This is a genomic window from Collinsella aerofaciens (assembly GCF_039752985.1).
Classification (GTDB): domain Bacteria; phylum Actinomycetota; class Coriobacteriia; order Coriobacteriales; family Coriobacteriaceae; genus Collinsella; species Collinsella aerofaciens_BT.
Window position 1 is genome coordinate 1 of the sequence record NZ_JBDMHA010000065.1, and the last position, 11,054, is coordinate 11,054.

Here is an 11,054-nt window from a genome sequence, read left to right on the forward strand (position 1 = left end):
GACCGTGCACTGTGCGAGCATAGAGGGATAGCTCTTCAAATGTCCCTCGACAACAAAGGTTCCTTCCTTTTGGTACTGATCAGCCGAGATCTCATTCCACTCAACAGGGCATGTATAAGATTGACCATTTGAATAATTGACCGAAATGCTGGACGGAAGCGCGGGAGCAATACCAGCTGCAGTCCATACCCATGAGCCATTACTGGTTGAACGGGGAACGTACACCTTGAGCACACCACTCACTTTGTACGGCTCCGCGAGCGTGATCCAGTTGTTGTTCACGCTAACGCCGGTAATCTGTCCGGTGATGGGGACTTCGGATTCCTCCGTCGCCGTATCAAATGCCGTCTGCGACTTTTCGTCCCAATCAACATACGCCGAGGTCTCGGTGCCATCCGACAGCTTTACCTTAACGCTCGAAGATTGGATCTGGCCGTAGTAATCGGCACCGACATATTTTTCCAGAATCGGGTTGGCGTCGATCGACTCGACCGTAATGCCACTTTCGTTGCTCGTCTCTGTGACATCAGGGGCGTTTACTGCCGCCGGATCTACCACTGCCGGGTCCGCCGTAACAGCTTCGACAACCACGCGCTGCTTGACCGTCTGCGTGGTGCCGTCGACGGTACCCTCAAACTCATACGAGCCGGCAGGCAGCTGCGCCAAGGTTGCCGGAGCATCGGCGCCGTTCAGCTTCCAGATGACGTTTTCCTGCTTGGTGGTACCGCTCTCGTAGGTTGCCGTTACAGTTTGGGGCAGCGTGACGTCGGATCCCTCGGCAACATGTAGCTCGTTCAGGCTGGCAAAAGAGGCGATCTTGTCTTCACTCTGGTCTTGCGAGGTTGCCTGACCGGTGTCCGCAGACGTGGCAGCCGCACCCGTCGCATCGCTTTGCTCGGCAACGACTTGGGTAGTATCACCCTGCATCATCTCGGCGAACGCCTGCGGCGGCACCGAGCCGACCGTCATCGTCAGAGCCAAACCCGCGGTAATGGCCGCGTTGACATGCCTTCTGTTCATGTTTCCTCCCGACACGCTCAACGGACCAAACAGCACTGGTCCGATTGGCAAGTTAAGTTGAGCGTATCCTTCGCCGATGGAGGTTTGCAATATGCTACAGGTTAAGCGGCATAAATGGCTTCGTAAACGGGCACCCCAGGGCAGCTAATTTGAGTTGCGGTGATATACAGACTGTTTGAGGCTTCTGGCTTGTAAAACAGTCCGTATTTCACCGCAACTGCTGAGGGGATGGGTTAACGGAGCAGGCCGGCTACTTCGCCGGCTAGGGTGATGGTGCCGGCGGCTACGAAGGGCTCGCCTGCGGCATCGAAGGCCGCGAGGGCCTCGGACACGCTCGGGTATACGCCCACGAGCTTATCGGCATCAACGAGGGCAGCGAGCTCCTCTGCCGGCAGGGCACGGTCGGAATCGGTCTGGGTTACGACCACGTGCGGGAACGCCGGAACCAGCACATCGACAATGCCCGCCACGTCCTTATCGGCCAGCGCGGCACACAGCAGCGTGGGGCGATTCTCAACGCACGGATCGATCTCGTCCAGCGCGCTCACAAAGTTCTCGCAGCTCTGAGGGTTATGGCAGGCGTCGATCAGCTTGAGCGGATCGGTTCCCAGCACATCAAATCGACCCGGCGTGGGGCAGCCCATAAGCGACGCATCGAGCTTGTCATGGTCGAGCTCGCGGCCCAGATAGCCCTCGCACAGCATAATCGCGCACGCGGCATTCTGCGGCTGATAGGCCGGCTTGACCATGCTCGATGTATAGATCGCGCGCGGCGTAGTGCAGCTAAACTCCACGGTATCGCCCACGTGCTCCGGCACCTTGGTAGTGGCATGGTTCACCACGAGCGGTACTACGCCGCACTCGCGACAACGGGCATCCATCACGCGCTGAACACTCGCCTCGTGCGTGCCCTCGCCCAGCACAACCAGGCGTCCGGGCTTAATGACCGCAGCCTTCTCCCCCGCAATGGCCTCGAGCGTATCGCCCAAAATACGTGTGTGATCGAGCCCAATGCCCGTAATGGCAACGGCGACGGGATCGGTCGCACTCGTGGCGTCCCAGCGCCCGCCCATGCCAACCTCGAGCACGGCAACATCCACCGCGGCCTCGGCAAACACCACAAGTGCGGCAGCCGTCAGCAGGTCAAACGGCGTGATGGTATAGGCACGCTCCCCCGCCGCAACACGACGGGCATTCACGCGGCGCCCCGCCTCAACGGCAGCAGAAACGCCTCGAGCAAACGCCTCGTCACTCACAACGCACCCGTCAACCTCCATGCGCTCGGGATAGCGCACCAACTGCGGAGACGTATACAGCGCGGTTTTGAGCCCCTCACCACGAAGAATGGCAGCCGAAAAACGCGTAGTCGAAGTCTTGCCATTGGTACCGGCAACCTGGATGCAATCGAAATACTCGTCCGGACGCCCCAGCTCATCGAGCATATCGACAACCGTCTCAAGCAGAGGACCAGCATCCCCAGAAATCCGCCCCGTATCGGCAGCCAGCCCAACAGCCTCACCAAACGAAAGCAACTCAAACGAGAAAGGAACGACATACGACCCAGAACGCTTAGCCATAACCCAAAGTCCCCTCAACATAAAAAGAGGCCCGTAATAAACAACGAGCCCCTCCCATTCAAAATATCAGCCAAACACCGCTTGCAGCAGAATCAAGGCCACAACCAAGTGGCCCTACCAGGCAGCGGACGCCACCGTAACCGCTATGGGAGCGGTTTGGGGCTTTGCTCGATACAAGTTCCGCACGAGCCGAAGGCCACTTAATGTGGCCTTCGTGCGAGCAGGACTGTTCGCAGTAGCGAGCAATGCCCCAAACCGCGCCCCACAGTCCACCTTACGAGAAGTCAGCAACCTGAGCAGTCAGTGCCGCCAGGATCTCCTTGAGCTCTGCTGCACGGTCCCTCTTCTTCTGGACCACAGCGGGCGCGGCCTTGGCCACGAAGCCCTCGTTAGCGAGCGTCTTCTCGCAACCGGCGAGCTCCTTCTGGGCCGCGGCGATCTCCTTCTCCAGGCGTGCCTTCTCGGCCGAAAGATCGACCTTGCCCTCGAGCACCACAAAGACCTCGACGCCGCTGTCGACCACGGCAATGCTCGCGGCCGGCTTCTCAACGTCGGTACCCATGACCAGCGAGGCGGTGTTCGCCAGCGGCTCAATGGTCGAGCGCAGGCTCTCGAGCTTCTCGATATCCTCAGCACCGGCGCGCACGACCACGTCGAGCTCTGACTTGGGGCTCAGGCGATAACGCGAACGCGTGGCGCGGGCAGCGGAAACGACGGTGCGGCACAGCTCAAATGCGCGCTCGGCGGGCTCATCGACGTACTTGACGTAGTCGGCGGGCTCCGGCCACTTGGCGATCATGAGCGCCTCGGCGCGGTCCACGTTGCCCTCGGCATCCAGGTCGAGCACGCTCGCCGGCATATTGTCCCAGATCTCCTCGGTGACAAACGGCATGAGCGGGTGCATCAGGCGAATGGAGGTGTCGAGCACAAAGATCAGGTTGCGCTGAGCCTGCAGACGGCCCTCGCCCTTCAGACGGGCCTTGGTGACCTCGACGTACCAGTCGCAGACCTCGTTCCAGAAGAACTGCTGCACGCCGCGGGCCATGTCGCCAAAGGTGTAGTTCTCGATACCCTCGGTGACCATCTTCACGGCCTTGGCAAGGCGGCTGAACATCCAGGCGTCGGCCGGCGTCTCCACGACGGGCTCGCCAGGCGTGTAGCCCTCCATGTTCATGAGCAGGAAGCGGCTGGCGTTCCAGATCTTGGTCACAAAGCTCTTGGCCTGGTCGGTGCGCGGGCTGTCGATGAGCTTCTTGGTCTTCTTATCGATGTTCGCGTCAAACTTGACGTCCTGGTTGTTGGTGCACAGCGTCAGCAGGTTGTAGCGCATGGCGTCGGCGCCGTACATACCGATGAGGTCCATGGGGTCAACGCCGTTACCCTTGGACTTGGACATGCGGCTGCCGTCCTTGGCAAGGATCGTCGGGTAGATGACGACGTCCTTAAACGGCACCTCGTCCAGGAAGTACAGCGAGCTCATAACCATGCGAGCAACCCACAGCGCGATGATGTCGCGCGCGGTGACGAGCGCCGTCGTGGGATGATGCCCCTCGAGCAGCTCCGGCTTTTGCGGCCAGCCCTGCGTGGCGAAGGTCCACAGCTGCGAGCTGAACCAAGTGTCCAGCACGTTCTCGTCCTGATGCACGTGATGGCCGCCGCACTTGGGGCACACGTCGGTGTCCTCGGTAAGGGCGTCCTCCCAGCCGCAGTCCTCGCAGTAGAACACGGGAATGCGGTGGCCCCACCACAGCTGGCGGCTGATGCACCAATCCTTGAGGTTCTCCATCCAGGTGGTGTAGGTCTGCGTCCAGCGCGAGGGGTGGAAGGTGACCTTGCCGGATTTGACGGCGTCAAGCGCCGGCCCCTTGAGCTTATCGACGGCCACAAACCACTGCTCGGACAGCCACGGCTCAAGCGCGGCGTCGCAACGGTAGCAGTGCATGACGGAGTGGTCGTGGTCCTCGACGTGATCGAGCAGATCATGCTCCTCAAACCACTTAATGACGGCCTCGCGGCACTCCTCACGAGTCATACCGGTGAACTCGCCATAGCCCTCGACGACCACCGCGTGCTCGTCGAAGATATTGATCTGCGGCAGGTCGTGGGCCTGACCCATGGCGTAGTCGTTGGGGTCGTGGGCCGGGGTGACCTTGACAAAGCCGGAGCCAAAGTTGGCGTCGACGTGCCAATCTTCAAAGATGGGGATCTCGCGGTCGACGATGGGAAGCTTGACGGTCTTACCCACGAAGGCGGCCTTCTCGGGATCCTTCGGGGAGACGGCAACGCCCGTGTCGCCGAGCATGGTCTCGGGGCGCGTGGTGGCGACGACGATGTAATCCTGGCCGTTGACCGGCTCGGTCAGCGGGTAACGCAGGTGCCAAAGGTGGCCCTTCTCGTCCTTGTACTCGGCCTCGTCGTCCGAGATGGCGGTGGTGCAGTTGGGGCACCAGTTGACGATGCGCTTGCCGCGGTAGATCAGGCCGTCGTGGTACCAGTCGCAGAAGACCTTGCGCACGGCTTGCGCGTAGTCCTCGTCCATAGTGAAGCGCTCGTTGTCGAAGTCGACAGAGCAGCCCATACGCTTGATCTGCTCGACGATGATGCCGCCGTACTCGTGGGTCCAATCCCAGCAAGCGTCGACAAACTTGTCGCGGCCGATCTCCAGGCGGCTGATGCCCTCACTCTTGAGCTTCTTGTCGACCTTAGTCTGCGTGGCGATACCGGCGTGGTCGGTACCCAGCACCCAGCGCGTGGACTTGCCGCGCATGCGGGCCATGCGGATGATGGCGTCCTGGATGGAGTCGTCGGTGGCGTGGCCCATATGGAGCTTGCCGGTCACGTTGGGAGGCGGAATGGTGACGGTGCAGTCGCCCACGCCCTCACGGCGCTTGTAGTAGCCGCCGTCGAGCCACTTCTGCAGGATCGCCGGCTCGTTGGTCGACGGATCGTAGTTCTTGGGCATCTCTTCCATATATCTCTCCCTGTCCCGCCGGCGTGTCCGCCTGCTTGGTTTTCGCTCGGTCAGGTCCTGGCTCGCACGAAAAGCACATTAAGTGCTCTTCGGCTCGTGCGGAATCTACGAAAACCAAGCAGGCGGACACGCCTTAGGTATCGATTACTTCAGTCTGTAATGACTTCGCTGAGGCTTAAACAAACACACAGAATAACACAGGTAGTTGGGGTTATTGCGTATATATAAAATAGCCTCCGACCACGGATGGTCAGAGGCTATTTGCAAGCACGTTTTTGGCTGGTTTACCCGTAGATGCGTTGGGGCTGCTCTTCGCCCTTTACGGAGGCTTCGGTCACGATGACCTTGGAAACACCCTCCTCGCTGGGGAGGTCGAACATCGTCTGCTGCAGCACGTCCTCGCAGATGGAGCGCAGGCCGCGGGCGCCGGTCTTGCGGGCAAGCGCCATGCGGGCGATCTCGTGCAGGGCGGCATCCTCAAACTCAAGCTCAACGTCCTCGAGCTGGAACATCTTGCGGTACTGACGCACCACGGCGTTCTTGGGCTCGGTCAGGATCGACACCAGGTCGTCCTCGTCGAGCGCCTGCGTCTGGGTGACGACGGGCGTACGTCCCACAAACTCGGGAATCATGCCAAAGGCGTTGAGGTCCTGCGGGAGCACCTGGCGCAGCAGGTCGTTCTCGTCGACCGAGGTAGGGCCGGCGATCTCGGAGTTAAAGCCCACGCCCTTGTTGCCCACGCGATCGGCGATGATCTTGTCCAGACCCACAAAGGCACCACCGCAGATAAACAGGATGTTGGTCGTGTCGATCTGCAGCAGCTCCTGCTGGGGATGCTTGCGGCCGCCGGTGGGCGGAACGCTTGCCACCGTGCCCTCAAGAATCTTAAGCAGCGCCTGCTGAACGCCCTCGCCCGAAACATCGCGGGTGATGGAGAGGTTCTCGGCCTTGCGGGCGATCTTGTCGATCTCGTCCACGTAGATAATGCCAACCTGCGCGCGCTCAATATCGCCATCGGCGGCATTGATGAGCTTGAGCAGGATGTTCTCCACGTCCTCGCCCACGTAACCGGCCTCGGTGAGCGCGGTGGCGTCGGCGATGGCAAACGGCACCTCGAGGATGCGCGCGAGCGTCTGCGCCAGAAGCGTCTTACCGGTACCGGTGGGGCCGAGCAGCAGAATGTTGGACTTGGCGAGCTCCACCTCATCCATATCATCGTCGAGCTGCGAGTCCAAACCGTCGTCAAAGGCCGAAAGCGCAGCACCGCCCTCGATCACGCGGCGGTAATGGTTGTACACGGCAACCGACATGGCGCGCTTGGCGTCCTCCTGGCCCATGACATAGGCCGAAAGCTCGTCATAAATCTCGTGCGGCGTCGGCACATGCGTAATGACCTGACGGGCGTCGTCCTCGAGCTCAAAGCCCTCGGCCTCGGGGTCCACGGCGGGCTGAGATGCAGCCTGCCCGTGATCGTTGAGAAAGCCCGGCAGCTTGCCGTTGCGGGCAGCGTCCATAAAGTCCGAAGCCAGCGACTCCTCCAAGATCTCGGAGCAGGCGGCGACGCACTCGTCGCAGATAAAGATGTTGGTCGGACCCTTTACAAGGCGGCGAACCTGCCCCTGCTCTTTTCCGCAGAAGGAGCAGCGGATGGGGTTGCCGTTCTCGTCAAAGTTGTCCTGCATGTTACCGGCCATCCTAGGCGTCCTTCGCGGCAAGGTCGCGCGAGGTGACGATACGGTCGATCAGGCCGTAGTCGAGGGCCTCGGCAGCGGTCAGGTAGTTGTCGCGCTCGGTGTCGGCCTGGACCTTCTCGATGGGCTGGCCAGAGGCGTCGGACAGGATCTGGTTGAGCTCGCGGCGGGTCTTCTTGATCTCCTCGGCCACGATCTCGATCTCGGTCTGCTGGCCCTGGGCACCGCCGCTGGGCTGGTGAATCATAACCTTGGAGTGCGGCAGGCAGAAGCGCTTGCCCTTGGCGCCGGCCGAAAGCAGCACGGCGGCCATAGACGCGGCCATGCCCACACAGATGGTAGAAACCTGCGGCTTGATGAAGTTCATGGTGTCCAGAATCGCCAGGCCGGAGTAGACCTCGCCGCCGGGCGAATTGATGTAGAGCGAGATATCCTTCTCGGCATCCTGGCTCTCAAGATGCAGCAGCTGGGCAACGACCAGGTTGGCACTGACGGAGTTGATCTCCTCGCCCAAGAAGATGATGCGGTCGTTGAGCAGGCGCGAATAGATATCGTAGCTGCGCTCGCCGCGCGGCGTCTGCTCGATAACGTATGGCACGAGGGCGGAATCGAACTTAGCGATCATACGCATCTCCATTTCTCTCTTGCGGACCAAATTGGTTCTAGATAAACGTACGGCGCCCGCATGCTATGCATTGGCTGGCACCGTACGAAGCTACCGGATAACCGGTGTATAACTTTACCCCATCACGGGCGCACGCATGCGCTCGCGGGCAAGGTGGCGAGAATTATTCGGCGTCCTTGGCGGTCTCGTCGACCTCGGTCACCTTGGCGTTCTCGACCAGGTGGTCGACGGCCTTGGAGCGACGGATGGACTCGCGGACGGCAGGCATGCGGCCATCGGCGATGAACTCGGCCTTTGAAGCCTCGACGTCCTTGACGCCGGCCTTCTCGAACTCGGCGTTAATATCATCCTCGGTGACCTCAATCTTGAGCTCACGAGCGAGGGCGTCGAGAGCCAGGGACTCACGGGCAACGTCGTTGGCCTGCTTGTGCAGGTCGCCGATGAACTGCTCCATGGTCAGGCCGGAAGCGGGCAGCCAGGTGTCCAGCGTCATGCCGCGGGCAGCGAGGTTGGACAGGAAGTTCTGGCCAAGCTCCTCAAAGACGGACTGCTCGTAGTCGGCGTCCATCTCGTCGAGCTGCAGACGCTCGGCGAGAGCGGAGACGCAACGGTTCTCCTTCTCGGCCGGGAGGCGGGAAGCCTTGTCCTGCTCGATCTCGATCTTGATGGCGTCGCGCATGGCGTCGATGCTGTCAAAGCCAAAGTCGGACTTGACGAGCTCGTCGGTGAGCTCGGGGGTGTTGCGAACCTTGATGCCCTTGACGGTGACCTCGACGGTGTGGGTCTCGGCCTCCTCGCCCTCCTCGACCTCGTCGGTCCAGGTGACGGTCTTGACGTCGTCAACGTTGGCGCCGATCAGGGCCTCGTTGAACTCCTTGGGGTTGCTGTCGCTACCGGCGATGAGCATGCGGCCCTCGGCGGCAAAGTTGTCGGCGTTCTCGACGGCCTTGAGGTCGACGGTGACGTAGTCCTCGGCCTCGACGGCGCGACCCTCGACGTCCTCGAAAGTGGCACGGTAGTTGAGGAGCATCTCGACCTGGTTGTTGATCTCGGACTCGGTGACCTCCGCAGGGGGCATCTCGATCTCGACAGCGTCGAAGGAGGAGAGCTCAGCGGCAGGACGCAGGGAGAACTCGACGGTGTAGGTGTAGTCCTCGTGATCCTTGGCGAGGTCGAGGTCCTTGTAGTCACCGTTCTTGGTGGGGACGATGTCCAGCTCGTTGAGGACGGCGGGCTCGTTGGCGGCGATCAGGTCATTGGTGGCCTGGGCGAGGGTAGCCTCGGCGCCAAGAGCAGAGTCGATGACCGGACGGGGGGCCTTACCGGCGCGGAAACCCGGGAAGCGGTACTTCTTGGCGGTGTCCTTGTAGGCCTTCTTGATCGCGGCGTCGACGTCGGCGGCCGGGATGGTGACCGTAGCGGTGAGCTTGGCGTCCTTGACGTCAGAAGCGGTGATGTTCAACACGTTCCTCCTCATACTGCCCAGCTTATCTGAGGTGCTGGTACCTTTATGCAACAAGCGTCGCGAGGGCATAAGCCGACGCGGGTGCGTTGGTGCGGGCGAAAGGACTCGAACCTTCACGGGAATCCCACCAGAACCTAAATCTGGCGCGTCTACCAATTCCGCCACGCCCGCATGAGCGCACAGACTAGGAATGATAGCAGATACGAGCGGCAAGCGCACGCACACCTTTTACAGGCTCACGACCTCACCACGAGTGCAAAAGGCGGGGCGAGTTGCCCCGCCCCGCAAATTACGACTTGTTCGCAGACCCGCTACTCCCCCAGCAGGGCCTTCTCGGGCGTGATCGGCAGTGAGCGCACCTGGTGGCCGGTGGCGTGTGCCACGGCCGAGGCCACGGCGGCGAGCGGCGTGTTGATGACGACCTCGCCGATCGACTTGGCACCAAACGGACCCGTCGGCTCGTAGCTCGGCTCAAAGGCCACGCGTATGCTGCCGATATCCAGGCGCGTGGGTAGCTTGTAGCTCATAAAGTTGCCGGTGCGCAGACGGCCGCGGTCATCGTGCTCGACAATCTCGTAGAGCGCGTGGCCGATACCCTGGGCAATGCCGCCCTCGGCCTGGACGCGCGCAAGCGCCTCGTTGATCACGGTGCCGCAGTCCACAGCCGCCGCGTAGTCCACAACAGTCACCTTGCCGGTGGCCTTGTCGACCTCGACCTCGGCAATGCCGGCCATAAACGGCGGGGGCGAAACGGGCAGGCAGGCAGAGGCATGCGAGGTCAGCGCGTCGCCGCCCGCGATGTTCTTGACGCACAGGTTGGCAAAGTCGCGCAGCGTGAGGTAGCGGTTCTGCTCGCGCGCGGCACGCTCGTCGGACAGACGCACGTACTGACCATCGAAGACCACATCGGCGGCGTCCACGTCCCACATCTGGGCGGCTTTGGAGCAAATCTTCTCACGCAGCTCGGTCGCGGCGTTCTTGGCGGCAAGGCCCGTCACGTACGTACCCGAGCTCGCGTACGAGCCGGCGTCGAACGGCGACACGTCGGTGTCCACGCCGCGCACCACGATCATCGAACTCTCCACGCCCAGTTCCTCGGCGGCAATCTGCGCCAGGATCGTGTCGACGCCCATGCCGTTATCGGTGGCTCCGGTGCCGATGGTAATGAAGCCGTCCTCTTCCAGGCGCATGTCGATGCCGGCGATGTCCACGTTGGAAATGCCTGAGCCCTGCATGGTGAGCGCGCAGCCCAGGGCGCGCACGCGGTCGCCCAGGTCCACGGCTAGCGGCTTGTCGCGCCAACCGATCATGTCCATCGCGCGCAGCAGGCAGCGGTCGAGCGCACAGGCGTTGAGCTTCTCGTTGTAGTACTGCGGCATGGTCTCGCCCTCGCGCACAATGTTCTTAAGGCGCAGGTCGGCGGGGTCCATGTGCAGCATGTCGGCGAGCTCGTTGACGGCGCTCTCCACGGCAAACTGGCCTTGGGTGGCACCGTAGCCGCGATACGCGCCGCCGCGGTTGGTGTTGGTGTAGACGGCGTCCCAGCTAAAGCGGCTCGCCTTTACGTGGTTGTAGATGGGCAGGCTCTTGTGGCCCGACAGGCCGATCGTCGTGGTAGCGTGCTCGCCATACGCACCGGCGTTGGACAACGTATGCAGATCGATGGCCGTGATGGTGCCGTCGTTCATGGCGCCCAGCTTAACGG

Annotated in this window: 7 protein-coding genes and 1 tRNA gene; all 8 read right to left on the reverse strand. The window is 61.7% G+C overall.

Features of this window, described 5'->3' with window-relative positions:
- The coding region (locus ABHR76_RS08295) for an Ig-like domain-containing protein (RefSeq protein WP_346977331.1) at nucleotides 1-1,020 on the reverse strand (1,020 nt) is incomplete at its 3' end.
- Nucleotides 1,021-1,253: 233 nt separating this feature from the next.
- Nucleotides 1,254-2,597: a bifunctional folylpolyglutamate synthase/dihydrofolate synthase gene (locus ABHR76_RS08300; RefSeq protein WP_346977332.1), complete on the reverse strand. Its 1,344-nt coding sequence runs from the start codon at nucleotides 2,595-2,597 to the stop codon at nucleotides 1,254-1,256.
- Nucleotides 2,598-2,871: 274 nt separating this feature from the next.
- The gene (locus ABHR76_RS08305) at nucleotides 2,872-5,568 is read right to left on the reverse strand and encodes a valine--tRNA ligase (protein ID WP_346977333.1); all 2,697 of its coding nucleotides are present in this window, start codon (nucleotides 5,566-5,568) and stop codon (nucleotides 2,872-2,874) included.
- A gap of 284 nt (nucleotides 5,569-5,852) precedes the next feature.
- Entirely contained in the window at nucleotides 5,853-7,262 is a 1,410-nt protein-coding gene (gene clpX / locus ABHR76_RS08310; RefSeq protein WP_138112285.1) for an ATP-dependent Clp protease ATP-binding subunit ClpX, read from the reverse strand.
- 1 nt (nucleotide 7,263) lies between these two features.
- Nucleotides 7,264-7,884 (reverse strand): ATP-dependent Clp protease proteolytic subunit, encoded by a 621-nt coding sequence (locus ABHR76_RS08315; RefSeq protein WP_022095182.1) that lies wholly within the window; start codon nucleotides 7,882-7,884, stop codon nucleotides 7,264-7,266.
- Nucleotides 7,885-8,047: 163 nt separating this feature from the next.
- Nucleotides 8,048-9,349 carry a trigger factor gene (gene tig, locus ABHR76_RS08320; RefSeq protein WP_161145190.1) on the reverse strand — a complete coding sequence of 434 codons (1,302 nt, stop codon included), beginning with the start codon at nucleotides 9,347-9,349 and terminating at the stop codon, nucleotides 8,048-8,050.
- Between the two features lie 87 nt (nucleotides 9,350-9,436).
- Nucleotides 9,437-9,520, reverse strand: a tRNA-Leu gene (locus tag ABHR76_RS08325).
- 140 nt (nucleotides 9,521-9,660) lie between these two features.
- A partial coding sequence (locus tag ABHR76_RS08330; protein ID WP_346977334.1) for a xanthine dehydrogenase family protein molybdopterin-binding subunit occupies nucleotides 9,661-11,054 on the reverse strand: 1,394 nt, incomplete at its 5' end.

Coding starts and splice junctions, on each gene's coding strand:
- ABHR76_RS08305 (WP_346977333.1), bottom strand. CDS start 5,568: ATGGAAGAGATGCCCAAGAACTACGATCCGTCGACCAACGAGCCGGCG.
- ABHR76_RS08300 (WP_346977332.1), bottom strand. CDS start 2,597: ATGGCTAAGCGTTCTGGGTCGTATGTCGTTCCTTTCTCGTTTGAGTTG.
- clpX (WP_138112285.1), bottom strand. CDS start 7,262: ATGGCCGGTAACATGCAGGACAACTTTGACGAGAACGGCAACCCCATC.
- ABHR76_RS08315 (WP_022095182.1), bottom strand. CDS start 7,884: ATGATCGCTAAGTTCGATTCCGCCCTCGTGCCATACGTTATCGAGCAG.